Origin of the sequence: Pseudomonas sp. DP-17 (assembly GCF_022380625.1) — a bacterium.
Taxonomy (GTDB): domain Bacteria; phylum Pseudomonadota; class Gammaproteobacteria; order Pseudomonadales; family Pseudomonadaceae; genus Pseudomonas; species Pseudomonas nitroreducens_A.
Genome location: NZ_JAKSXG010000001.1, coordinates 173674 through 197015, shown reverse-complemented (window position 1 = coordinate 197015; position 23342 = coordinate 173674). Strand labels below are relative to the sequence as shown.

At 65.8% G+C, this 23342-nt stretch carries 15 protein-coding genes; 6 read left to right on the top strand and 9 right to left on the bottom strand.

Going from position 1 to position 23342, the window contains the following annotated elements; genetic code table 11:
• Positions 1 to 247 precede the first annotated feature (247 nt).
• From MJ122_RS00880 to MJ122_RS00865, 4 genes are all read left to right on the top strand, one after another.
• Positions 248 to 2215, top strand: coding sequence for a DUF1302 domain-containing protein (locus MJ122_RS00880; RefSeq protein ID WP_088416810.1), 1968 nt, complete (start codon positions 248 to 250; stop codon positions 2213 to 2215).
• 62 nt (positions 2216 to 2277) lie between these two features.
• Positions 2278 to 3645: a DUF1329 domain-containing protein gene (locus MJ122_RS00875; protein ID WP_239741810.1), complete on the top strand. Its 1368-nt coding sequence runs from the start codon at positions 2278 to 2280 to the stop codon at positions 3643 to 3645.
• 285 nt (positions 3646 to 3930) lie between these two features.
• Positions 3931 to 5013, top strand: a complete 1083-nt coding sequence (locus tag MJ122_RS00870; protein ID WP_239741808.1) for a YCF48-related protein — start codon at positions 3931 to 3933, stop codon at positions 5011 to 5013.
• A 14-nt stretch (positions 5014 to 5027) separates the two neighbouring features.
• A complete protein-coding gene (locus MJ122_RS00865; protein WP_239741806.1) occupies positions 5028 to 7409 on the top strand; it encodes an RND family transporter in 2382 nt (793 codons plus the stop codon).
• Positions 7410 to 7582: 173 nt separating this feature from the next.
• Here the strand turns inward: MJ122_RS00865 and MJ122_RS00860 are convergent, their stop codons facing one another.
• Positions 7583 to 8380 (bottom strand): cyclase family protein, encoded by a 798-nt coding sequence (locus tag MJ122_RS00860; RefSeq protein ID WP_239741804.1) that lies wholly within the window; start codon positions 8378 to 8380, stop codon positions 7583 to 7585.
• Positions 8381 to 8500: 120 nt separating this feature from the next.
• On the opposite strand from MJ122_RS00860, the gene MJ122_RS00855 reads away from it, so the two are divergent.
• Positions 8501 to 8917, top strand: a complete 417-nt coding sequence (locus MJ122_RS00855) for a carboxymuconolactone decarboxylase family protein (RefSeq protein WP_088416813.1) — start codon at positions 8501 to 8503, stop codon at positions 8915 to 8917.
• 123 nt (positions 8918 to 9040) lie between these two features.
• Here the strand turns inward: MJ122_RS00855 and MJ122_RS00850 are convergent, their stop codons facing one another.
• The 8 genes from MJ122_RS00850 to MJ122_RS00815 form a co-directional block, all read right to left on the bottom strand.
• Positions 9041 to 10141, bottom strand: a complete 1101-nt coding sequence (locus MJ122_RS00850; RefSeq protein ID WP_239741802.1) for an alpha/beta hydrolase fold domain-containing protein — start codon at positions 10139 to 10141, stop codon at positions 9041 to 9043.
• 37 nt (positions 10142 to 10178) lie between these two features.
• Positions 10179 to 11822 carry a BatD family protein gene (locus MJ122_RS00845; protein ID WP_239741800.1) on the bottom strand — a complete coding sequence of 548 codons (1644 nt, stop codon included), beginning with the start codon at positions 11820 to 11822 and terminating at the stop codon, positions 10179 to 10181.
• Complete coding sequence (locus MJ122_RS00840) at positions 11819 to 13579, bottom strand: VWA domain-containing protein (protein ID WP_239741799.1); 1761 nt, start codon at positions 13577 to 13579, stop codon at positions 11819 to 11821. The genes MJ122_RS00845 and MJ122_RS00840 overlap by 4 nt, the downstream gene beginning before the upstream one ends.
• Positions 13576 to 14610 (bottom strand): VWA domain-containing protein, encoded by a 1035-nt coding sequence (locus tag MJ122_RS00835; RefSeq protein WP_239741797.1) that lies wholly within the window; start codon positions 14608 to 14610, stop codon positions 13576 to 13578. Before MJ122_RS00835 ends, MJ122_RS00840 begins: the two co-directional genes overlap by 4 nt.
• The gene (locus MJ122_RS00830) at positions 14603 to 15100 is read right to left on the bottom strand and encodes a DUF4381 domain-containing protein (protein WP_239741795.1); all 498 of its coding nucleotides are present in this window, start codon (positions 15098 to 15100) and stop codon (positions 14603 to 14605) included. Before MJ122_RS00830 ends, MJ122_RS00835 begins: the two co-directional genes overlap by 8 nt.
• Positions 15097 to 16041, bottom strand: a complete 945-nt coding sequence (locus tag MJ122_RS00825; protein WP_239741793.1) for a DUF58 domain-containing protein — start codon at positions 16039 to 16041, stop codon at positions 15097 to 15099. Before MJ122_RS00825 ends, MJ122_RS00830 begins: the two co-directional genes overlap by 4 nt.
• A 1-nt stretch (position 16042) precedes the next feature.
• Entirely contained in the window at positions 16043 to 17002 is a 960-nt protein-coding gene (locus MJ122_RS00820) for a MoxR family ATPase (protein ID WP_017519334.1), read from the bottom strand.
• 62 nt (positions 17003 to 17064) lie between these two features.
• Complete coding sequence (locus MJ122_RS00815; protein ID WP_239741791.1) at positions 17065 to 17937, bottom strand: DUF1353 domain-containing protein; 873 nt, start codon at positions 17935 to 17937, stop codon at positions 17065 to 17067.
• A 305-nt stretch (positions 17938 to 18242) separates the two neighbouring features.
• Between MJ122_RS00815 and MJ122_RS00810 the strand changes: the two genes are divergently transcribed.
• Positions 18243 to 23105 carry an NAD-glutamate dehydrogenase gene (locus MJ122_RS00810; RefSeq protein ID WP_239741790.1) on the top strand — a complete coding sequence of 1621 codons (4863 nt, stop codon included), beginning with the start codon at positions 18243 to 18245 and terminating at the stop codon, positions 23103 to 23105.
• The last annotated feature ends 237 nt before the right edge of the window (positions 23106 to 23342 follow it).

The following is a 23342-nucleotide window of genomic DNA, read 5'->3' as shown; positions in this document are numbered from 1 at the left end:
AAGTAGCGCGCAGATTCTTTATTTTTTGTAAGCAGAATCGGATACATCAGTGCTGTTGGCACTGGGGTTGCACCGCCGGACCCCGCTTCGCCTTTGCCCGTCCGATGGGGCGGGAGGCATGTCGAGCACCTTGGGGGAGTTTCCTTCAGATCGACGACAACAAGGCCGTGGAGTAACGGCTGAAAACGGTGAACCGCCCGCAGTGGCGGCACCGCCAAAGAATGATCAGTCCATGGAGTGAGTCCTAATGGAAATCCCAGTTCGCAAGCCTGTCTTGCGTTATGCGCCTGCTCGTGCGGGCTTTGCCCTGGCAGGCATCCTGCCGCTGCTGATGTCCGCCCAGGCGACCGCCGTCGAGTTCAGCTTCCTCGACAACGAGGTTTCCGGCTCGCTGGACAGCACCATTTCCTACGGCACTCTCTGGCGTGTACAGGGTCAGGACAAGACCAACAACGATATCAACGGCAACGACGGCAACCGCAACTTCGACACCGGCCTGGTTTCCGAGGTGTACAAGATCACTTCCGACCTGGAAGCGACCTACAAGAACTATGGCCTGTTCGTACGTGGCTCGGCTTTCTATGACACCCAGATCATGGACAAGCGCAACGACTACTACGACCACAACAAGCCGCCGCAGCCGAGCCAGAGCTACCCCAACAGCGACCGCTTCACCAGCGAGACCCGCGACGCCGCCGGCAACCGCGCCGAGATCCTCGATGCCTACGTCTACGGCAACTGGGACGTGGCCGACCATCCGCTGACCGCGCGCCTGGGCCGCCAGGTCTTCAACTGGGGCGAGGGCATCTTCTACCGCGGTGGCGTGAACACCACCAACCCGGTGGACGCCGCCAAGTTCCGCCTGCCGGGCTCCGAGCTGAAGGAAGTGCTGATGCCGGTCGAGGCCGCGAGCTTCAACATCGGCCTGACCGACAACCTGTCGATGGACGCCTTCTACCAGTGGAACTGGAAAGAAACTCGTATCGACCCGGTCGGCACCTTCTTCTCCGAGACCGACCTGTTCGCCGATGGCGGCAACACGGCCTACACCACGGTGGGTGCGCTCTCCAACCCGCTGTTCCAGAGCCTCTACCCGCAGCTTTCCGCGGCGCACGTGGGCGGTCTCCAGGGCACGCAGTACCTGGACTCCAACGGCGTGTTCAAGGTCGCCAACGTCGGCAAGGACATCAACGCCAAGAACGACGGCCAGTTCGGCGTGGCCTTCCACTATGTGGCCGAAGAGCTGAACTCCACCGAGTTCGGCTTCTACTTCGTCAACTACCACTCGAAAGAGCCGACCATCTACGCCGACCTGAACAGCGATTACGCCGGCGTGAACCTCGACCAGTTGGCAGGTGTGGGTGGCTTCACCTCCTACGACCAACTCGTCAGCGCCGCGGGCAGCGGCAACGCCCTGGCCGGCCAGGTGCTGAGCCTGGTCAACGGCGCGACCTCCGTGGATGTCGCCAACCAGGTCAATGCCCGTCGCGAGTACGTCGAGAACATCCGCATGTACGGCTTCAGTTTCAACACCACCGTGGGCGACGCCTCGGTGTTCGGTGAACTGGCCTACCGCCCGAACCTGCCGATCGGCATCGCCACCACCAACGACCTGCTCGGCGACCTGCTGGTCCAGGCTCCGGGGCTGGCCAGCGGCAAGTCGGTGAATATCGGCGGCGGCCAGGTCTCGATGAGCGACCAGATCCACAACTACGAGCGCGTCGAGGCCTTCAACACCTCCCTGGGCACCATCTACAACTTCGGCCCGTCGCTGTCCTTCGACTCGCTGATGGGCGTCGCGGAGCTGGCTTCCGAGCACCTGCGCGGCAGCGACCTGCAGTACACCGCGTATGACGGCAGCACCCGTTACTACTCCGGCCGCGGCAACGGCGCCTACATCTCCGGCTACGACCGCGACGATCAGGTGAACAAGAACGCCTATGGCTACACCCTGCTGCTGTCGGGTACCTGGAACGACGTCTTCGCCGGCGTGAACATTTCGCCCTATGCCGTCTACAAGGACGACTTCGAAGGCAACTCCTACCAGACCGGCAACTTCATCGAAGGCCGCAAGGCCTACACCCTGGGCGTCAAGGCCACCTACCTGAACGCCCTGGAAGCCGAACTGCAATACACCGAGTTCTACGGCGCCGGGCAGAACAACGCCAGCCGCGATCGCGACAACGTCGGCTTCAACGTCAAGTACTCCTTCTGATAACGACAAGCGTGCGGCGGGCTTCAGAAGTGCCCGCCGCGTGCCCCTCACGGAGAAGCAACATGCGCAACATGCGTACCCTGGTCGGCGCCGCCGTGGCCCTGGCCCTGTCCGCCGGCAGCGCCCTGGCGGCGGTTTCCCCGCAGGACGCGGCCAAGCTGCAATCGTCCCTGACCCCGCTGGGCGCGGAGAAGGCCGGCAACGCCGCGGGCACCATCCCGGCCTGGACCGGTGGCATCACCCAGGCGCCGGCCGACTACAAGCCGGGCCAGCACCACATCGACCCGTTCGCCGCCGACAAGCCGCTGTACACCATCACCAAGGCCAACCTTGACCAGTACAAGGCCAACCTGACCCCGGGCACCCTGGCACTGTTCGCCACCTACCCGGATACCTTCCAGATGCCGGTCTACCCGAGCCGCCGCAGTGGTTCGGCGCCGCAATGGGTGTATGACAACACCCTGAAGAACGCCACCAGCGCCAAGCTGGCCGAAGGCGGCAACGGTTTCGTCGATGCCTTTGGCGGCATTCCGTTCCCGATCCCGCAGAACGGCGTGGAAGCGGTGTGGAACCATATCGCCCGCTACCGCGGCACCTACATCGTGCGGCGCGCATCCGAAGTGGCCGTGCAGCGCAACGGCGACTATTCGCTGGTGACCTCGCAGCAGGAGGCGCTGTTCAAGTACTACGTCCAGGGCAAGAGCTTCTCCGACCTGGACAACCTGTTGTTCTACTACCTGTCGTTCACCAAGAGCCCGGCTCGCCTGGCTGGTGGTGCCGCCCTGGTACACGAGACCCTCGATCAGGTGAAGGAGCCGCGTCAGGCCTGGGGCTACAACGCCGGTCAGCGCCGCGTACGCCGTGCGCCGAACCTGGCCTACGACACCCCGATCGCTGCCGCCGACGGCCTGCGCACCGCCGACGACACCGACATGTTCAACGGCTCGCCGGACCGCTACGACTGGAAGCTGATCGGCAAGAAGGAAATGTACATCCCGTACAACAACTACAAGGTTTCCAGCCCTGAGGTTAAGTACAAGGATCTGCTGACCCCCAACCATCTGAACCCGAAATACACCCGCTACGAACTGCACCGCGTGTGGGTCGTCGAAGGTACCCTGAAGCCGGGTGCGCGCCACATCTACTCCAAGCGCGTGCTGTTCCTCGACGAGGACAGCTGGGGCGCCGCCGAAGTGGACCAGTACGACGGTCGCGGCGAGCTGTGGCGCGTATCGCTGGCCTACCTGAAGAACTACTACGAGCTGCCCACCACCTGGACTGCTCTGGATACCTTCCACGACCTGCAGGCCCGTCGCTACCACGTACAGAACCTGGATAACGAAGAGCCGAGCACCATCGACTTCAGCCAGGCCGTGCCGGACGATTCCTACTTCAGCCCGTCCGCCCTGCGTCGCCGCGGTACCCGCTGAGTTCGTGTCACGCCTGAAAGAGCCCGCCCTTCGGCGGGCTTTTTTATTCGGTGCCGAAACATCCTCAGAATCCGTAGGGCGGCGGCGAAAGTGTTACCGCTCAACCCGCGCAGAACCTTCAGCGCCGCGCCTTTTGGAGGAGGTGGCAAAATGCACTCATCCTTTCGAGTGAGGCGCTCCGGGCTTAACAAAAGATAACGTGCCGTTAATTGTCAGCCCCGGAAAAGGCTGGCTATATAGCTCCAAACTACATACCGCCTGCATAAGAAAAAGAGGTAAAGGCATATGCGTGAGCCCCTGTGGCGCACTTCGAGCGAGCAACCCGTATCGGGAGTGCGAAGCTCCTTCGCGATGTCGCGCAAGACGGTTTCCCTGCTCGGCGCGTTTTCCTTCCTGATGATGTCCCTGGCTCCGCTGCATGCCGTTGCCGCCACGGATGCCGCCAGCGATTCCAACTCGATCGTTTCCGCCAAGGCGTCCAGCAGCCTGCTGTTGAGCATCGCCCATGCCGGCAAGCGTCTGGTCGCGGTGGGTGATCACGGGCACATCCTCTATTCCGACGACGCAGGCAAGAGCTGGACCCAGGCCACCGTGCCGACCCGCCAGCTGCTGACCTCGGTATTTTTCGTCAATGACAAGAAGGGCTGGGCCGTCGGCCACGACGCCCAGGTCCTGGCCACCACCGATGGCGGCACCACCTGGGTGCGCCAGTTCGAGGACTTGAAGCGCGAAGCGCCGCTGCTGGACATCTGGTTCCAGAATGAGAGCCACGGCATGGCCGTGGGCGCCTATGGCGCGCTGCTGGAAACCACCGATGGCGGCCAGCACTGGGAAGACGTCAGCGACCGCCTGGACAATGAAGACCAGTTCCACCTCAACGCCATCGCGGCAGTGAAGGACTCCGGCCTGCTCGTAGTCGGCGAGGCGGGCAGCATGTTCCGCTCCAAGGACTGGGGCCAGACCTGGGAAAAACTCCAGGGCCCCTACGAAGGCTCGCTGTTCGGCGCCACCGGTACCACCCAGGCCGGCACCGTCCTGGCGTACGGCCTGCGTGGCCACCTGTTCCGCTCCACTGATTTCGGCGACAGCTGGCAGCAGGTCAGCCTGCCCACCGCCAACGGCGGCGAGCTGGAGTTCGGCCTCTCCGAAGGCAGCCTGCTGGATGACGGCACCATCGTCGTCGTCGGCCATGGCGGCAGCGTACTGGAGAGCAAGGACGACGGCGTGAGCTTCAGCGTCGTCAACCGTCCGGACCGCCTGTCCCTCGCGGGCGTGAGCGCGGCCGGCAATGGCAACCTGGTCCTGGTCGGCCAGGGCGGTATCCACCTGGCTTCGGCGACCGGCGCCGAGCTGACAGAACAACAATAAGCCGGGGAGCCGCAATGAACGCTCTGAACAAGCATCAACAGGACAAGGCGACTTTCCTGGAACGCATCATCTTCACCCACCGGCCGTTCGTGATCATCGCGTGCCTGCTGGTGACCCTCTTCCTCGCCTGGTCGGCCACGCAGGTGCGTCCGTCCACCAGCTTCGAGAAGATGATTCCGCTGCAGCATCCGTTCATCCAGAACATGCTGGAGCACCGCAACGACCTGGCCAACCTCGGCAACACCGTGCGCATCTCGGTGGAAGCGGTGAACGGCGACATCTTCACCAAGGAGTACATGGAGACGCTGCGGCAGATCCATGACGAGGTCTTCTACATCCCCGGCGTCGACCGCTCCGGCATGAAGTCGCTGTGGAGCCCGAGCGTGCGCTGGACCGAGGTGACCGAGGAAGGCTTCGCCGGTGGCGAAGTCATCCCGCAGACCTACGACGGTTCCGCCAAGGCCCTGGACCTGCTGCGCAACAACGTGCTCAAGTCCGGCCAGATCGGCCGCCTGGCGGCCAACAATTTCAAGTCGAGCATCGTCGACGTGCCCCTGCTGGAGGTCTACCCGGACCCGAAGGACCAGGGCAAGCTGATGAAGCTGGACTACCGCCAGTTCTCCCATGAGCTGGAAGAGAAGATCCGCGACAAGTACCAGCTGCAGAATCCCAACGTGAAGATCCACATCACCGGCTTCGCCAAGAAGGTCGGTGACCTGATCGACGGCCTGCTGATGGTGGTCGGCTTCTTCGGTATCTGCTTCGTCATCACCCTGGTGCTGCTGCTGTGGTTCACCAAGTGCGTGCGCTCCACCATCGCCGTGCTGTCCACCACGCTGGTGGCGGTGATCTGGCAGCTGGGCATCCTGCACCTGATCGGCTTCGGGCTGGACCCGTACTCGATGCTGGTGCCGTTCCTGATCTTCGCCATCGGTATTTCCCACGGCGTGCAGAAGATCAACGGTATCGCCCTGCAGTCCAGTGACGCGGAAACCCCGCTGCTGGCCGCCCGCCGTACCTTCCGCCAGCTGTTCCTGCCGGGCATGATCGCGATCCTCGCCGACGCCGTGGGCTTCATCACCCTGCTGGTGATCGACATCGGGGTGATCCGCGAACTGGCCATCGGCGCCTCCATTGGCGTGGCGGTGATCGTGTTCACCAACCTGATTCTGCTGCCGGTTGCGATCTCCTATATCGGCATCAGCAAGAAGGCGGTGCAGCGCAGCAAGGAAGACGCTGTGCGCGACCATCCCTTCTGGCGTGCCCTGTCCAACTTCGCCAGCCCGAGCGTGGCGCCGATCTCCGTGGTCATCGCCCTGGCGATGTTCGCCGGCGGCCTGTGGCAGGGCCATCACCTGAAGATCGGCGACCTCGACCAGGGCGCGCCGGAGCTGCGTCCTGACTCGCGCTACAACCTGGACAACGACTTCATCATCCGCAACTACTCGACCAGCTCCGACGTGCTGGTGGTGATGGTCGCGTCCGAGGCCGAAGGCTGCTCCACCCACAAGACCCTGTCCGCCATCGACGATCTGGCCTGGCGCCTGGAGAACACCCAGGGCGTGCAGTCGGCGATCTCCCTGGTCACCGTCTCCAAGCAGATGATCAAGGGCATGAACGAAGGCAATCTGAAGTGGGAGTCGCTGTCCCGCAACCAGGACGTGCTGAACAACTCCATCAGCCGCGCCGAAGGCCTGTTCAACAGCAACTGCTCGCTGGCGCCCCTGCTGGTGTTCCTCAACGATCACAAGGCCGAGACCCTCGACCGTGCTGTGGCTGTTATTCAGGACTTCGCCAAGGCCAACGAGAAGGACGACCTGAAGTTCAAGCTCGCCGCCGGTAACGCCGGTATCGAGGCTGCCACCAACGACGTGATCAAGCACTCGGAGCTGACCATTCTGATCCTGGTGTACATCTGCGTGGCGCTGATGTGCCTGATCACCTTCCGCTCCTTCACCGCGACCCTGTGCATCGTGCTGCCGCTGATCCTCACCTCGGTGCTGGGCAACGCGCTGATGGCCACCCTGGGCATTGGCGTGAAAGTAGCGACCCTGCCGGTGATCGCACTGGGTGTGGGGATCGGCGTGGACTACGGCATCTACATCTACACCCGCCTGGAGTCCTTCCTGCGCCAGGGGCTGTCCCTGCAGGAGGCTTACTACGAGACCCTGAAATCCACCGGTAAAGCGGTGCTGTTCACCGGCCTGTGCCTGGCCATCGGCGTCGCCACCTGGATCTTCTCGGCGATCAAGTTCCAGGCCGACATGGGCCTGATGCTGACCTTCATGCTCCTCTGGAACATGTTCGGCGCCCTATGGCTGCTGCCGGCACTGGCGCGCTTCCTGATCAATCCGGAGAAGGTGCGTCAGAAGAAGGCTTCGATCCTGGTTCACTGATCGACTGCTGTAGCGGTAAACGAAAACCGCGGCCTCAGGGCCGCGGTTTTTTTATGGTGCCGGATCGGGGCCCGGAGCCGCCGGGGACCTATCGCGGACGGAGTCCGCTCCTACGATTTGTCAGGCCGCGTAGGAGCGGACTCTGTCCGCGATAGACTTCGCCCCACGCGACGTCACGGCAGGATGGCGAACACCCGTGCCGGGAAGCCCGTGCCCTGGGCTATCTTCGGGAAGCTCACCACCGCCAGCGCGCCGGCTTCGGGCACCTTGTCGAGGTTGGCGAGCAGCTCGATCTGGTAGTGGTTGGTGCCCAGGATGTAGGACTCCAGCGAGTAGTCGTCCTTGCTGGTGGCAATGCCCGGGTCGGTGTCGGTGGTCTCGTGTCCGGAGGCGGTGATCTTGCGCGTCTCGTAGAGGTACACCAGCGCTTCCTTGCTCCAGCCCGGATAGTGCGCCACGCCCTTGGCATCCTGGTTCTGCATCTTCGCCTGGTCCGGCCAGCGCTGCGACCAGTCGGTACGCAGTGCCGCGGAGGCGCCTTGGGGAACGGGGCCGTGCTTGGCTTCCCAGGCCTTCACATCGGCCAGGCTCAGCACATAGTCGGGGTTCTTCGCCACCCGCTCGTGAATGTCGAACACCACCAGTGGCAGGAACTGCTCCTTCACGTCCAACTGGTCGACGCTGCGCAGGCCCTTGTGGAAGTGCACCGGCGGGTCGACGTGGGTGCCCCACTGGCCGACGTGGCTGTACAGCTCCACCTGGAAACCGTCCTTGTCCACCGTGTAGAGCGTCTTGCGGCCCATGGGCTCGAAGCCTTTCCAGTGCGGGGTGTTGCTGTCGAACGAATGGGTCAGGTCAATCCAGTCGTGTTGTTTGAGGCTGGCATAGGTGTCCCACAGGCCGGGTTGGGCGGCCTGACTTGCGGCGGGCAGCAGGGCAGCGGCGAAGAGCAGGGCGGGAAGGCGTTGCATGGGTCTGATTCCTTGACGGGGATGGGAGAAAGCGCCTTATCTTTCTCCATCGTCTGATCCGTCATCCAATTCTGAATTCTACTTTTCTTATTCTGTTTCGTTATTCCATCAGGAGCCTCCATGTCCTTCCAGCTCATCGAATACGCCGACGCCAGCCCCGAGGTCCGTGCCGTCTACGACGACATCATGGCGACCCGCAGGATCGACTGGGTGAACAACTTCTGGAAGGCGCTGGCCAACCACCCGCAGACCCTGAAGCGCACCTGGGAGAGCCTCAAGGAAGTGATGGGGCCGGGGCAGCTGGACCCGCTGGTAAAGGAGCTGATCTACGTCGCCGTCAGCGTCACCAACAACTGCAACTACTGCATCGGCTCCCACGGCGCCGCGGCGCGCAAGGCCGGGATGGACGACAGCATGCTCGGCGAGTTGATGGCGGTGGTGGCCATGGCCAACGAGACCAACCGCCTCGCCATCGGCTACCAGGTGCCGCTGGACGATGTGTTCAAGGGCGCGGTGATGCAGAGCAGTGCCAGCTGAGCCGGTTTCCGGATCGGGTTCGGACCTGCTGGGAGACTCTCGCGGACGGAGTCCGCTCCTACGCAATTTCGTGCCCCGTAGGAGCGGACTTCGTCCGCGATTGTTTTCGCCCCGCTCGAACCATCAGGGGCGGGATGGGGACAACCGCTGGATCGCCTTCACCGGTGTCCCGTCGCTCCAGCGCCCCATGGACAGTTGCGCGGGCCCGCCGCCCAGTGCGTAGTCGCGGTCCTGGCCATGGAAAGCCGCATCGCACAGCGCATCGAACAGCTTCCACGGCCCGAACCAGTCCATCGCATCGGTCGCCAACGCGTTGTGTGCTGATGGCTGCCCCTGCTTGAGCCGCTGTTTCACACGCTCCTGCACGCGGTTGAGCAGCCAACTGGAAGAGTCGCTGGGTGGGTAGCGCGGATCGAAGCGTGGCGCGGTCGGCGCCGCATGGTTGGCCAGCAGAGGCGGGTTGCCGTGGCGGTCACTGCGCAGCAGGAGCAGGTCCTTGTCGCGCGGCGCAACCTGGGTACTTTCTTCGTAGATGCGTCGCGCGTCGTCGCAGCCGACGCGTTCGTCCTCGTCACCACACACGGCCAGCAGCAACGTACCAGCGGGAATGTTCGCCAGCGGCTCCAGCGGGACCTGTCGCCAGCGCGGGCCGCTGCTCTTGCCGGGCTCAACCGCCATCAGCGCACGTGGCCTCGGCACGCCGAGGCGTTGCCAGGAGGCTGCCAGCCCGCTGGCGATCAGTCCGCCGGCCGAATGGCCGACATAGGCGACGTGCTCCAGTTCCGGCTTCACTCCCAGCTTGCCGGCTTGCAGATCGGCGATGGCGCGGCGCACGGAGTCGGCGGCGTTGGGCAGGAACTCCGCCGCCGGGGTCTTCAGCGTCGCCTGGTAGCGCGGGTAGATGAGAATGGCGCCGCGCCGGACGATGTGCTCGATCCAGGCGCGATAGAGGTCGGGTTGCATGACGCTCCAGCCGTGGGTGAAGGCCACTATGGGGGCAGTGGCCGGGGCAGGGCGATCCGGGGTGAATACCCAGTATTCGTTGCCTTCGGCAGTGAAGTGCCACTGACGTACGTCGGCATGGGCGTAGTTCGAACCGCCGGGGCCCTGGAGCGGCTGCGCAGGTGGCAGCGCGTCGGCCGCGTTCAGCGGGTTGGCGCGGAGCAGGTTGCAAGTCAGCAGCAGGCTGGCGGCCAGCGCCGGGATCAGCCGATGGCGACGCATGGAGACACCTCTGGCGGGGATGCCTCCAGCATAGCCGTCAGCGCGGATAGAGCGGCGGCAGGCTGCTGGCTTCCGTTGCTGGCGGTGCGTCCGGATCGGCGCCGGGCAGGGTGCGGATGGCGCGCCAGAGGTCTTCGCCCTGCCAGTTGCGCCCACCTTCGCTGTCGCTGTAGAGCGCACCGTTGAGACCGTCCAGCGCATCGGACAGCGGCACGAAGCGCGCCGCCATGTCGGCCAGGGTTTCCGGCTGCTGCCGGGCCCAGGCGTCCAGCGCCTGGCGGGTGGCGTGGGAGTCGTTGGCCTGGCAGGCGCGGCGCAGTTCGTCGAGCAGCGTGCGGGTGCTCGGCCCGGCCTGCGCAGCGCGGATCACCGCCGGCTGGCTGCGGGCTCGCCACCACAGGCCGAAGCCGAGCAGGGTCGTCAGGCTGAGCAGTGCGCAGGCCAGTTGCCAGGGCCAGAGCACTGTATCGCTGACGACCGTCTCGCCGGGGATGGCAGGGGCTTCGGTGTGTTCCTCCAGCTGCGAGTTGGCGGCGACCTGCAGGGTGCGGGCCGGCAGGCTGGTGCGTTCGACACGATGTTCCTGGGTATTCCACCAGACGATTTCCACCGGCGGCAGTTCCACCGGGCCGGCCTTGTCGGCGATCAGCGCCTCGCGCTCTTCGCGGCTGCCGATCATGCCCTGGTCGCTGCTTTCGTTGGCCAGTTGGGGCTGGTCCGGGTAATGCCGCAGGCCTTCGGGCAGGGCGACCGGCAACGGCGGCAGCTGGGCGCTGGACAGCCCCTCCACGCGCAGCATGATGTTGCGGGTCAGCGCCTCGCCGGCCTTGGCCTCCTCCGGCTGCGGGCTCCAGGTCTCGGTCAGGCTGAGCGAACGGGCGGGCAGCCAGGGCGCGTCCTTGGGATAGTCGGCGGGCTTGGGGTCGACCTGCAGCGGAATGCTCGGCGAGACCACCCGCACCTGCTTGCCCGGCGGCGGGCCGAAGGGGTTGTACTCGTCGTTGCGGCGCTGCGCGGCCTGGGTGGCGTTGAAGGTCTGGCCGGGGATTTCCAGGGTGCCGCTTTTCTGCGGGAAGATCGCATAGCGCACTTCGATCACGCCGTGGCGGACGCCGTTGATTTCCTTCTCGTAGGTGCGCGGCTCGCCCAGCTGCTCGACCCGCGCATCGTTCATGCGCAGCGGGCTGAGGCTGCTGTCGTCGTACAGCGACACCGAGTGGTAGATGCGCAGGGTGAGGATGACCTGGGCCTGCACCCAGCTTTCCTCGTGGTCGACGCTGGCATCGATGAACACCGGGGCGAGCTTCTGGCCCTCGGCGCTGTCCTGGGCCTTGAGCACGTCCAGGCTGATCGGTTCGCTGGCGTTGCCGCCCAGGCGGATCGGTGGGATTTCCACCTTGCCCTCGCTGCGCGGCTGCAGGGTGATGATCCAGCGCGTGGTGGCCTGGGCCTTGCCGTTGAGCGTGGTCAGGCGGTTGACCTGGCGAGTGCCGAGCACCACGAAGCGCTCGTCCAGCGGCTTCAGGTCGGGCTTGCCGAACAGCGTGGGGTCATCCGACTCCAGGGTCAGTTCGACGCTCTCGCCTGCAGTCAGGCGCGCGCGGTCAACACTGGCAGTGAAGCTGGCTTCGGCGCGCATCGCGGCGAGGCAGAGCAGGGTCAGGCAGATCAGCCTTTTCATGGGGTGGGTTCCTGGCGCTGCTGCTGTTGCTGGTACCAGAACTTGCGGCGCAACAGTTCGGACGGGTCGTCGGGAATCTGCCGCAGCCACTGTTCCAGGGCCTGACGGCGCTCATCCCCCAGTGGACCGGCTTCTTCCGGGTTGGTTTCCTGTTCTTCGCCGGCGTGTTCGCCGGGTTTGTCGCTCGTGCTGGCGGAGGGGCGATCAGCCTCCTGCGAAGGGTTGTTCGCTGCTGGCGCCGGCCGCGAGTCGCGCTCGCCGGAGTGTTCGTCGTCCTGCTGCTGATCCTGCGGCTGGGCGGCCTGCGGGTCGTTGTTCTGGGCCGGGTCCTGATTCTGTTGCAAAGGCTGGTCCTGGCCATCGCCTGCGGGATTTTCCTTGCGCTGGCGCAGCAGGTCTTCGAGCAGGGCCTTGTTGCGCTTGGCCGATTCCAGCTCGGGGTCGCGTTCCAGCGCCTGGTCGTAGGCGTCGATGGCGGCTTCCAGCTCGTTCTGTTTCGCCAGGGCATTGCCGCGGTTGTAGTGGTCGGCGGCTTCGTCTCCATGAGCGAAGGCCTGGGCGGCGTCGACGTAATCGCCGGCGCGGTACAGCGCCAGGCCCTTCCAGCGGAAGTCGTCGAAGCGCTCGGCGGCTTCGGCTGGGTGTCCGGCATCGAGCAGGCGCTGGCCCTGCTGGTCCGGTCGCAGCCAGAGGTCATTGAGCTCGAAGGCGTTGGCATCCTGCGGCGGCGCCCACAACAGCGGCAGCAACAGCGGCAGGCAGAACAACCAGCCGCGGCGGCCGGCGCAGGCGGCAAGCAGGAGCAGCGGCAACAGCAGCCAGTAGCCCTGGTCGGCCCAGCGTTGCAGGCGCAGCAGGGCATCTTCCTCGCTCACCTGCAGACCCTGGGTGCTGTCCAGCAGGCCGAGGGAACGCAGGTCGCTGCTGCTGGTGCGCAAGCGCTGGAAGCGTCCGCCCATGTCGGTGGCGAAGGTGCGTAGCGAGCTCTCGTCAAGGCGCGGCACGAGGATGTTGCCCTGGTCGTCCTTGAGGAAGGTGCCGTCTTCCTGGGCGATGGGGGCGCCGCCGGGGGTGCCCACGGCGAGCAGCAGCAGATCCTTGCCCTTGCCTTTGAGTGCCTGGCGGATGCCCTGGCGCTCGCGGGCGTCCAGTGCGCTGGTGACCAGCAGGATCCGGCCGTTGCCCTGCGCGCCATTGTCCAGCAGGCGGCGCGCCTGGGCCACGGCAAGGTCGGCGCGCTGGCCCGGCTCGGGCATGATCGACGGCTTGAGGGCATCCAGCAGATTGCGCGCAGTGCCCAGGTCATTGGACAGCGGCACCAGCGTGTGGGCGCTGCCGGCGTAGACGACGATGGCGGTCTGCGCGTCGCTGCGGCTCTGCAGCAGGTCGAGCAGTTTGTGCCGGGCCTGCTCCAGACGGGTCGGCTTGAGGTCGGTGGCGAGCATCTGCGGGGTGAGTTCCAACACCACCACCAGCGGGTCGCTGCGCTCCAGGGTCGGTTGTTCAACCTGCTCCCAGCTCGGGCCAAGCAGCGCGAGCACGGCCAGCAGCCAGGCAATACCGAGGTAGATCCACGGGCGGCGCTCATGGCGGCCGTTGCCGCCGGACAGCAACCACGGATGGAATGCCTGGGGCAGCAGCAATTGCCAGCGGCCGGCGCGGCGTTCGCGGTGCCAGAGCTTCCACAGCAGCCAGCCGAGCGGCAGCAGCAGGATCAGCCACAGCGGGTGCAACAGATGCGGCCAGACGTGGCTCATGGCCGGCGCTCCTTCTGCAGGCGCGCCATCCAGGCCGGCCAGCGCCAGTCCTCGGGCGGCCAAAGGGTACCGACCACGAGCGCGGCGCTGATCATCAACGCCAGCAGCAGCGGCCAGCGGTACAGCGCGATGGCGGGGCGCGCCTGGGTCGGCTTCTGCTCCACCGGCTCGAGCTGGTCGAGGCTCTCGGAGATGCGTTGCAGCTCTTCACCGTTGCGCGCGCGGAAGTACTCACCGCCGGTGCTTTCGGCGATGGCCTTGAGCGTGGGTTCGTCCAGGTCCAGACCCGGATTGAGGCCGAACAGCCCGACGACTCCGCCCTGCTTGGGATCGGCGCCGATGCCGATGGTGTAGACCTTCACGTGTTCTTCGGCAGCGAGCCTGGCAGCGGTCTGTGGGGAAATCTCGCCGGCCGTGTTGGCGCCGTCGGTGATCAGCACCAGCACGCGGCTTTCGGCCGGACGCTGGCGCAGGCGCTTGACCGCAAGACCCATGGCGTCGCCCAGGGCGGTGTCCTTGCCGGCGATGCCGATCAGCGCCTCGTCCAGCCAGATGCGCACAGTGTGGCGGTCGAAGGTCAGCGGCGCCTGCAGGTAGGCGCGGGTGCCGAACAGGATCAGCCCGACGCGATCGCCCCGGCGGCTCTCGATAAAGTCACCGAAGAGCCTCTTCACCAGGTCAAGGCGGCTGACCTCCGCGCCGTCCCAGGTCATGTCGACGTAATCCATGGAGCCTGAAACGTCCACCGCGACCAGCAGGTCGCGGCCGGTAGCCGGGATCGGCAGCGGCTCGCCGACCCATTGCGGGCGCGCGGCGGCCAGCAGCAGGCAGAGCCAGAGCAGGGCGAAGGGAGCCTGTTGGCGCCAGGCCGGCAGGCGTGCGCGGGCCCGGCGGCCGGCGAGGCCTTCAAGTTCCTTGAGGAAGCTGACCTTGATCGCTGCCTCGCCGTTGTCGGCCGGCGGCAGGATGAGACGCATCACCCAGGGCAGCGGGGCGAGCAGGAAGATCCAGGGCCAGGCGAACTCAAACATGCTTGCGCACCCAGGTTTCCACCGCGGCGGCGAGACCGTCGATGGCCTTGTCGTCCAGCTTGCACTCGGCGCGGTAGCCGCCTTCCACCAGGATCATCCAGCGGGTCAGGCCGGCGGCCGGGCAGCGGGTGTCGAGGAAGGCCAGCCAGGCGCGGCCGCTCAGGGTGTGGCTGTGGCTCTCCGGCCAGCGTGCGCGCGACAGGCGCTTGAGCAGACCGTTCAGCGCTTGCAGCCAGGGGCCGGCCGGGGCGTGGTCGTAGGGGCGCGGCAGGCGCTTGAGTTCTTCCAGCGCGGCTTCGCGAAGCGGGTCAAGCGGCGCCTCGGCGACGACCTTGGCCTTGCGCTTGGGCAGCCAGCGCTGGCGGTTGCGCCACAGCAGCCAGAGCAGCAAGGGCAGCAGCGCGGCGAGCAGCCACCAGCCCGGCGCCGGCGGCCACCAGGGCACCGCGGCGGGTTCGATCAGCGGTTGCAGCTGGTCGAGGGGATTCATTTCGCGTAGCCCGGCTGGTGCTGTTCCAGCAGGTTGCGCAGCTGTTCCACCAGTTCTTCCTGGGTGGTCAGCGGCAGCAGCGGCACGCCCAGGCGCAGGGCGAGGCGCTGCCAGCGTTCGCGGCGGGCTTCGCCAAGGGCGCGGTAGGCCAGGCGTTGCTCGTCGATGTGGGTGTCCAGCTCCAGCTGCGCCTGACCCTCGGCGAATCTCAACAGCCCGGCGGCAGGCAATGCGTGGTCGAGCGGGTCGGAGACCGGCAGCATCACCAGGTCGGTGTGGCGTGACAGCAGGGAAAGCTGTTGTTCGGCGACGTCACTGAGCGCGCGCTCGTCGCACACCACCATGATCAGGCTGCCGGGACGCAGCACCTCGCGGGCGCGGCGCAGGGCCATGCCGAAGCCGTCGCCGCTGTGGCTGAGGTTGGAGCCGGTGAGCAACGCGTTGTTGGCGCGCACGATCAGGTTGAACAGCTGCAGCAGGCTCTGCTTGCTGCGCCGCGGCTTGATTTCATGGCATTCGCTGTCGGTGAAGACCAGCCCGCCGATGCGGTCGTTGTGCGCCAGCGCAGCCCAGCCGACGAAGGCGGCGGCGCGGGCGGCGAGCACGGACTTGAAGCTCAGCCCGGAGCCGAAGAACAGCCGGGCACTCTGCTCGACCAGCACGAACACCGGGCGTTCGCGTTCTTCATGGAACAGCTTGGTGTGCGGCTCCTGGGTGCGTGCGGTGACACGCCAGTCGATGGTGCGCACGTCGTCGCCGGCCTGGTAGATGCGCACCTGGTCGAAGTCCACGCCGCGGCCGCGCAGGCGCGAGTGGTGCAGGCCGATCAGCGGGCTGCGCCGCGAGGGCGTGGAGAACAGCTGGACTTCACGCAGGCGGTGACGGATCTCGATCAGCTCGCCGAGCGAGACGGCCACGCCGGGCGCCAGGACGTTGTGCATGTCAGGCGACGGCGACCACGTCGAGGATGCGCTGGACCACACGGTCCTGGTCGATCCCGGCGGCTTCCGCCTCGAAGGTGAGGATCAGGCGATGGCGCAGCACGTCGAAGAGCATCGCCTGGATGTCCTCGGGGCTGACGAAGTCGCGCCCGGCCAGCCAGGCATGGGCGCGTGCGCAACGGTCCAGGGCGATGGAGCCGCGCGGGCTGGCGCCGTAGGACAGCCACTCGGCCAGTTCGGCGTCGTACTTGGCCGGGGTGCGCGTGGCCATGATCAACTGCACCAGGTACTCCTCCACGGCATCGGCCATGTACAGGCCGAGGATTTCCTGGCGGGCGGCGAAGATGGCTTCCTGGGTGACCCGGCGCTCCGGCTTGGTCTCGCCGTGCAGCGCTTCGCCGCGGGCCTGCTGGAGGATGCGGCGTTCCACGGAGGCCTCCGGATAGCCGATCTTCACATGCATGAGGAAGCGGTCGAGCTGCGCCTCGGGCAGCGGGTAGGTGCCCTCCTGCTCGATGGGGTTCTGCGTCGCCATCACCAGGAACAGCGGCGGCAGGTCGTAGGTGCTGCGCCCCACGCTGACCTGGCGCTCGGCCATGGCTTCGAGCAGGGCGGACTGCACCTTGGCCGGCGCGCGGTTGATTTCATCGGCCAGCACCAGGTGGTGGAAGATCGGTCCCTGCTGGAACACGAAGCTGCCGTTTTCCGGGCGATAGATCTCGGTGCCGGTGATGTCGGCAGGGAGCAGGTCCGGAGTGAACTGGATGCGGTGGAAGTCGGCCTCCAGGCCCTCGGCCAGGTCCTTGATCGCCTTGGTCTTGGCCAGGCCCGGCGCGCCCTCCACCAGCAGGTGGCCGTCGGCGATCAGGGCGATGAGCAGCCGCTCGATGAGCTTTTCCTGGCCGAGGATCTGGCTGGAGAGATACTGGCGCAGTGCAAGGAGCGACTCACGATGTTCCATCGCGTGGATTTCCTGGGACTAAGGGTGGGGCTGTCGGGCCGCCTATTTTACTGCATCGGTCGTCACTCTTGCAGCGCTGCGCTTCGTGCCTTGTGCGGCGCTGCCGGTTCGCGAACGGTTTCTACGCCGGGCAGCGGTGTCAGGCAATGCAGCGCGGAATTGGGGTTGCGCTGCTGGCGCATACCGCGCGCGCCGCCATGGACCACCGCGAAGCGGTAGACCCAGGCCACCAGGCGCGGCATGCCGGCGCGCAGCAGCATGCGGTGGAACAGCTCGTCCGCCTCGGACTTGGTCACCGGGGCGACGTTGAGGAACTGGTACAGCGCGTCGTGCACCAGGCTCGCGTGGTGCGCCACCGGCCAGAACATCGTGCGTTCCTTCTGCTGCCCGTGGCGCAGGCACTGCACGCTTTCCAGGTGTTCCCACCAATCCGGCGTGCCGAGGGTGGCGATCCAGAAGAACGGCACCTTCGGCGAGCATCCGTCCCAGGCGTAGGTGCGCGTGCAGCCGAAGTCGTAGCTCACGGTGCCGGCGGCAAGGTCCACGCTGGCGGGCCCGGGGTTGATGATGAGGCGCCCGTCATGCACCACCAGCCACTCGCTGTAGAAGAAGCGACCCTGGAACAGCGGCTCCTCGCAGACCAGCGGGAAGTCGATGTAGTTGATCCACGGGCCGTTGCGGTCGCGACTGCAGAAGCCCCACTCGCGCACCGAGCGCTCCCGCGCGGCTTCGACCCGGCGCAGGCGCTCGTTGCGGCCGACGATGCGTGGCAACAATACGCCGAGATAGACCGGGACCGCGCCGATCAGCAGCGGCCGTACGGCTTCGTCGAGGAACAGCCAGGCCAGCACCAGCAGCGTCGCGCCCAACAGGGTGACCAGCAGGTTGTCCAGGTGGCGCAGCAGCGGGCGGTGCAGGGGTGGGTGGCGTTGCATGGCGTCCGTTCCAGAGCAGGAGGCTGCATGATAGCGCTTTGACATTTCCTGCGGCACATACGGAACGATCGTACGGAGAAATCAGTCGTCTCTGCGTGAGCGTAGCCTCTGCATGCCGTTGAACGAATATGTCGCAGCCCCGTAAGCCACGGCCTGGCCACTCCCGATAAGCTCGCTGGGATCGGTGACCGCCCGGTCGGGGTTGTCAATCGAGGGTCACACTGCCCGTCTATATCTGTGGCCCGACACAAGGCGATATGCGTTCTACGCTCAATCCAACAAAACGAGCCCAGCGGAGTACCAACATGGCGTTCTTCACCGCAGCCAGCAAAGCCGACTTCCAGCAACAACTGAAAGCGGCCCTGGCGCAGCACGTCGACGACAAGGGTCTGCCACAAGTGACCCTGTTCGCCGAGCAGTTCTTCGGCTTCATCTCCCTCGACGAATTGACCCAGCGCAGGCTGTCCGACCTGGTCGGCTGCACGCTGTCTTCCTGGCGCCTGTTGGAACGTTTCGACCCCGCCCAGCCCATCGTTGCGGTCTACAACCCCGATTACGAAAAGCACGGCTGGCAGTCCACCCACACCGCCGTGCAGGTGCTGCACCCGGACCAACCGTTCCTGGTCGACTCGGTGCGCATGGAGCTGAACCGCCGCGGCTACAGCATCCACACGCTGCAGACCAACGTGCTCAGCGTGCGCCGCAACGCCAAGGGCGAGCTGCTGGAAATCCTCCCCAAGAACAGCACCGGCAAGGACGTGCGCCAGGAATCGCTGATGTACCTGGAGATCGACCGCGTCTCCCAGGCCGGCGAACTGCGCACCCTGGAAAAAGCCCTGCTGGAGGTGCTGGGCGAAGTCCGCCTGGCGGTAGCCGACTTCCCGGCCATGCGCACCAAGGCCGAAGAGCTGCTGGCCTGGCTGGGCAAATCCAAGGTCAAGGCTCGCGCCGAGGAAACCGCCGAGGTGCGCGCCTTCCTCGAGTGGCTGCTGGACAACCACTTCACCTTCCTCGGCTATGAAGAATTCACCGTGCAGGAGGAAGCCGACGGCGGCCACCTGGTGTACGACGAGAAGGCCTTCCTCGGCCTGACCCGCACCCTGCGCGCCGGCCTGAACAAGGACGACCTGCACATCGAGGACTACGCGGTGGCCTACCTGCGCGAGCCGGTACTGCTGTCCTTCGCCAAGGCCTCGCAGCCCAGCCGCGTGCACCGCCCGGCCTACCCGGACTACGTGTCGATCCGCGAGATCGACGCCAAGGGCAAGGTCGTCCGCGAGTTCCGCTTCCTCGGCCTGTACACCTCGGCGGTCTATGCCGAGAGCGTATTCGACATCCCGTTCATCCGTGGCAAGGTCGCTGCGGTGTTGAAGAATTCCGGCTTCGACAGCAAGGCGCACCTGGGCAAGGAACTGGCGCAGATCCTCGAGGTGCTGCCGCGCGACGATCTGTTCCAGACCCCGGTGGACGAGCTGTACAACACCGCCATGTCCATCGTGCAGATCCAGGAACGCAACAAGATTCGCCTGTTCCTGCGCAAGGACCCGTACGGCCGCTTCGCCTACTGCCTGGCCTACGTACCGCGCGACATCTATTCCACCGAAACGCGGATGAAGATCCAGCAGGTGCTGATGGAGCGCCTGAAGGCCAGCGACTGCGAGTTCTGGACCTTCTTCTCCGAATCCACCCTGGCCCGCGTGCAGTTCATCCTGCGCGTCGACCCGAAGAATCGCATCGACGTTGATGCCGCCCAGCTGGAGCAGGAAGCGATCCAGGCTTGCCGCTCCTGGCAGGATGACTACGCCGCACTGGTGCTGGAGAACTTCGGCGAAGGGCAGGGCAACAACCTGCTGGAAGACTTCCCCAAAGGCTTCCCGGCCGGCTATCGCGAGCGCTTTGCACCGCACTTCGCGGTGGTGGACCTGCAGCACCTGTCCAGCCTGTCCGACAGCCGCCCGCTGGTGATGAGCTTCTACCAGCCGCTGGCCCAGGGTGAGCAGCAGCTGCACTGCAAGCTGTACCACGCCGACACGCCGCTGGCCCTGTCGGACGTCCTGCCGATCCTGGAGAACCTCGGCCTGCGCGTGCTCGGCGAATTCCCCTACCGCCTGCGCCACACCAACGGCCGCGAATACTGGATTCATGACTTCGCCTTCACCTACGCTGAAGGCCTGGACGTCAACATCCAGGAGCTCAATGAGACCCTGCAGGACGCCTTCGTCCATATCGTCAACGGCGACGCCGAGAACGACGCCTTCAACCGCCTGGTGCTGACCGCCGGCCTGCCGTGGCGCGACGTGGCGCTGCTGCGTGCCTACGCCCGCTATCTCAAGCAGATCCGCCTGGGCTTCGACCTGGGCTATATCGCCAGTGCGCTGAATGCCCACGTGGACATCGCCCGCGAACTGGTGCGACTGTTCAAGACCCGCTTCTACCTCGCCCGCAAGCTCACCGCCGAGGACCTGGAAGACAAGCAGCAGAAGCTCGAACAGGCCATCCTCGCGGCACTGGACAACGTCCAGGTGCTCAACGAGGACCGCATCCTGCGGCGCTACCTCGACCTGATCAAAGCGACCCTGCGCACCAACTTCTACCAGCCGGACGCCGCTGGGCAGAACAAGAGCTACTTCAGCTTCAAGTTCAACCCCAAGGCCATCCCGGAAATCCCGCGGCCGACGCCCAAGTTCGAGATATTCGTCTACTGCCCGCGTGTGGAAGGCGTGCACCTGCGCTTCGGCGACGTGGCCCGTGGCGGCCTGCGCTGGTCCGACCGCGAGGAGGACTACCGCACCGAAGTGCTGGGGCTGGTGAAGGCGCAGCAGGTGAAGAACGCGGTGATCGTGCCCACGGGGGCCAAGGGCGGCTTCATCCCGCGTCGCCTGCCGGTGGGCGGCACCCGCGATGAAATCCAGGCCGAGGCCATCGCCTGCTACCGCATCTTCATCTCCGGCCTGCTGGACGTGACCGACAACCTCAAGGAAGGCAAGGTCGTGCCGCCGGCCAACGTGGTGCGTCACGATGCCGACGACCCCTATCTGGTGGTGGCGGCCGACAAGGGCACCGCGACCTTCTCCGACATCGCCAACGGCATTTCCGCCGAATACGACTTCTGGCTTGGCGACGCCTTCGCCTCCGGCGGTTCCGCCGGCTACGACCACAAGGGCATGGGCATCACCGCCCGTGGCGGCTGGGTCTCGGTGCAGCGCCACTTCCGCGAGCGCGGCATCGACGTGCAGAAGGACAGCGTCACCGTCATCGGCATCGGCGACATGGCCGGCGACGTGTTCGGCAACGGCCTGCTGATGTCGGACAAGCTGCAGATGGTCGCAGCCTTCAACCACATGCACATCTTCCTCGATCCGAATCCGGATCCGGCGGCGAGCTTCGCCGAGCGCCAGCGCCTGTTCAACCTGCCGCGCTCCAGCTGGGCGGACTACGACGCCTCGCTGATCTCCGCCGGCGGCGGCATCTTCCTGCGCAGCGCGAAGAGCATCACCCTGACGCCGGAAGTACGCGCGCGCTTCGACATCGATGCCGAGCGCCTGACGCCCACCGAGCTGATCCACGCGCTGCTCAAGGCGCCGGTGGACCTGCTGTGGAACGGTGGCATCGGCACCTATGTGAAGTCCAGCGACGAAACCCACGCTGACGTCGGCGACAAGGCCAACGACGGCCTGCGCGTGGACGGCCGCGACCTGCGGGTGAAAGTGGTGGGCGAGGGCGGCAACCTCGGCATGACGCAGCTGGCGCGGGTCGAGTTCGGCCTCAACGGCGGCGCCTGCAACACCGACTTCATCGACAACGCCGGTGGCGTGGACTGCTCCGACCACGAGGTAAACATCAAGATCCTGCTCAACGAGGTGGTGACCGCCGGCGACATGACCAGCAAGCAGCGCAACAAGCTGCTGGCGGAAATGACCGACCAGGTGTCCGACCTGGTGCTGGGCAACAACTACAAGCAGACCCAGGCGCTGTCCCTGGCCGAGCGCCGCGCCCGCGAGCGCATCGCCGAGTACAAGCGGCTGATGAGCGACCTGGAGGGGCGTGGCAAGCTGGACCGCGCGCTGGAATTCCTTCCCACCGACGATGGCCTTGCCGAGCGCATCGCTGCCGGCCAGGGCCTGACCCGCGCCGAACTGGCTGTGCTGATTTCCTACAGCAAGATCGATCTGAAGGAACAGCTGCTGGGCTCGCTGGTGCCGGACGACGACTACCTGACCCGCGACATGGAGACGGCCTTCCCGCAGACCCTGGTCGATACGTTCGGCCCGGCCATGCGCAAGCACCGTCTGAAGCGCGAGATCGTCAGTACGCAGATCGCCAACGACCTGATCAACCACATGGGCATCACCTTCGTGCAGCGCCTGAAGGAGTCCACCGGCATGACGCCGGCGAACGTGGCGGGCGCCTACGTGATCGTGCGCGATGTCTTCCATCTGCCGCACTGGTTCCGCCAGATCGAGGCGCTGGACTACCAGGTGCCGGCGGAGGTGCAGCTGACCCTGATGGACGAGCTGATGCGTCTGGGCCGCCGCGCGACCCGTTGGTTCCTGCGCAGTCGTCGCAACGAGCAGGACGCCGCTCGCGACGTCGCGCACTTCGGTCCGCGCATCGCAGCCCTGGGCCTGAAGCTCAACGAACTGCTCGAAGGCCCGACCCGCGAACTGTGGCAGGCGCGCTACCAGGCCTACGTCGATGCGGGCGTGCCGGAGCTGCTGGCGCGCATGGTCGCCGGTACCAGTCACCTCTACACCCTGCTGCCGATCGTCGAAGCAGCGGACGTCACCGGCCGCGATCCGGCCGACGTGGCGCGCGCCTACTTCGCCCTGGGCAGCGAGCTGGAACTGACCTGGTATTTGCAGCAGATCAGCTCCCTGCCGGTGGAGAACAACTGGCAGGCGCTGGCTCGCGAAGCCTTCCGCGACGACCTGGACTGGCAACAGCGGGCAATTACCGTGTCGGTGCTGCAGATGCAGGACGGCCCCGCGGAAATCGACGCGCGCGTGGCGCTCTGGCTGGACCAGCATGCTCCGATGGTTGCGCGCTGGCGCGCCATGCTCGCTGACCTGCGTGCATCCACCAGCACCGACTACGCCATGTACGCCGTGGCCAATCGCGAGCTGCTCGACCTGGCGCAAAGCAACCAGCAGGGCGCTGGCCCGGTCTGACGGTCAACGCCTGAAAACCTTTTGATGCTCCAGCCCCGCCTCGTGCGGGGCTTTTTTTCGGCGCCAAGTTTCCTTGGCACCGACATCAGGCTGATGCACGAATATGGGATGGCGTGGCGCGCAGCGATACCCATGGGCGGTGGCGCCCAGGGCTGCAGGGAGGAGCGCGTTCCGCCGCGAGGACTTCGCGGAGAAGCGCTGCTCCTACAGAAACTTCGCTCCTACGGAAATGGAGCG

Excerpts from the sequence above, each read along its gene's own strand:
- MJ122_RS00880 (WP_088416810.1), top strand. The coding sequence starts at position 248 with ATGGAAATCCCAGTTCGCAAGCCTGTCTTGCGTTATGCGCCTGCTCGT.
- MJ122_RS00875 (WP_239741810.1), top strand. The coding sequence starts at position 2,278 with ATGCGCAACATGCGTACCCTGGTCGGCGCCGCCGTGGCCCTGGCCCTG.
- MJ122_RS00870 (WP_239741808.1), top strand. The coding sequence starts at position 3,931 with ATGCGTGAGCCCCTGTGGCGCACTTCGAGCGAGCAACCCGTATCGGGA.
- MJ122_RS00865 (WP_239741806.1), top strand. The coding sequence starts at position 5,028 with ATGAACGCTCTGAACAAGCATCAACAGGACAAGGCGACTTTCCTGGAA.
- MJ122_RS00860 (WP_239741804.1), bottom strand. The coding sequence starts at position 8,380 with ATGCAACGCCTTCCCGCCCTGCTCTTCGCCGCTGCCCTGCTGCCCGCC.
- MJ122_RS00855 (WP_088416813.1), top strand. The coding sequence starts at position 8,501 with ATGTCCTTCCAGCTCATCGAATACGCCGACGCCAGCCCCGAGGTCCGT.
- MJ122_RS00850 (WP_239741802.1), bottom strand. The coding sequence starts at position 10,141 with ATGCGTCGCCATCGGCTGATCCCGGCGCTGGCCGCCAGCCTGCTGCTG.
- MJ122_RS00845 (WP_239741800.1), bottom strand. The coding sequence starts at position 11,822 with ATGAAAAGGCTGATCTGCCTGACCCTGCTCTGCCTCGCCGCGATGCGC.
- MJ122_RS00840 (WP_239741799.1), bottom strand. The coding sequence starts at position 13,579 with ATGAGCCACGTCTGGCCGCATCTGTTGCACCCGCTGTGGCTGATCCTG.
- MJ122_RS00835 (WP_239741797.1), bottom strand. The coding sequence starts at position 14,610 with ATGTTTGAGTTCGCCTGGCCCTGGATCTTCCTGCTCGCCCCGCTGCCC.
- MJ122_RS00830 (WP_239741795.1), bottom strand. The coding sequence starts at position 15,100 with ATGAATCCCCTCGACCAGCTGCAACCGCTGATCGAACCCGCCGCGGTG.
- MJ122_RS00825 (WP_239741793.1), bottom strand. The coding sequence starts at position 16,041 with ATGCACAACGTCCTGGCGCCCGGCGTGGCCGTCTCGCTCGGCGAGCTG.
- MJ122_RS00820 (WP_017519334.1), bottom strand. The coding sequence starts at position 17,002 with ATGGAACATCGTGAGTCGCTCCTTGCACTGCGCCAGTATCTCTCCAGC.
- MJ122_RS00815 (WP_239741791.1), bottom strand. The coding sequence starts at position 17,937 with ATGCAACGCCACCCACCCCTGCACCGCCCGCTGCTGCGCCACCTGGAC.
- MJ122_RS00810 (WP_239741790.1), top strand. The coding sequence starts at position 18,243 with ATGGCGTTCTTCACCGCAGCCAGCAAAGCCGACTTCCAGCAACAACTG.